Annotated in this window: 1 protein-coding gene; it reads right to left on the minus strand. The window is 46.2% G+C overall.

Annotation, left to right across the window (positions count from 1 at the left end; all coding sequences use genetic code 11):
• The coding region (locus tag KDK16_RS08620; protein ID WP_257275621.1) for a WD40 repeat domain-containing protein at positions 1-1,048 on the minus strand (1,048 nt) is incomplete at its 3' end.
• Positions 1,049-1,169 lie beyond the last annotated feature (121 nt).

A 1,169-nucleotide genomic window follows, 5' to 3' on the forward strand; every position in this document is an offset into this window, starting at 1 on the left:
TGGTAGCTCTTTCTTCCCATGATCCATGATCGTTCAGGCGATAGATTTTCGCCTTTTTATCTCTACTGCGGGTGATCACACAGCGGCTATCGGGGCTGAAGGTGGTTGAGAGGACCCAATCATTATGAGAAATGATGGCTTTTTCGTTCCATGATCCGTCTTCCAGACCATAGATTATCGCCCTGCCATCTTGACCGGAGGTTACCATATGGCTGCTATCGACGCTGAATGTGACAGAGAAGAAACGATCCTCATTGGGAAAGATGGCTTTTTCTTCCCATGCCCCATCGTTCTCAAGGCCACAGATTTTCATCCTGTTACCTTCACAACAGGTGATCATATGTCGGCTATCGGCGCTGAATTTGGCTGACCAGACTGGTTTGTCATGGGAAATGATGGCTATTACTATCCATGACCCATCGTTCATCTTGCCATAGATTTTTGCTGTATGATCCAGACTGGTGGTCACCATATAGCAACTATCGGCGCTGAAGGTGGCTGATGTTAAAGAATCGTGGCTAATGATGGCTTTTTCTGCCCATGACTCATCGTCTTCCAGACCATAGATTTTCGCCTTGCCATCGTGACTGGCGGTCACTACATAGCGATCGTTGGCGCTGAAGGTAGCTGACATGAGACGATTATCATGGGTAATAGTGGTTTTTTCTTCCCATGAATGTTCGTCCTTCTTGCCATAGATTCTCGCATTGCGATCTTCACTGGCGGTCACTACATAGTGGCCATCGTTACTGAGCATGAATGATATGACACGACCATTATGGGGGATAGTGCCTTTTGCTTGCCATGAACCATCGGTCTCCCGACCAAAGATTATCACCGTTTTACTATCGCTGACGCTCACCAGATAGCGGCCATCGGCACTGAAGGTAGCAGAGTTGATCTTGCCATTATTGGGGAGGGAGGCTTTTGTCTCAAATATAAATGTTTTGCATTCAATCATCAGTTTAGTGAGAGTGAAAGAGAACAGAGCAGGAAAGTCAATACTCCCATGACGATCCATGACTGACTTGACTAATGCCTTATCCATTGTAAACCGGCTCAACCAATTCTCGAGTTGATCCTTATCTTTTTCAGTGACGATTGTCTTTATTAGAGCCTGGTGTGATGAAGCAATCTGGCGATACCATGCCCTAGCCATTGAAGCATCA

Source organism: Endozoicomonas sp. SESOKO4 (assembly GCF_024606275.1).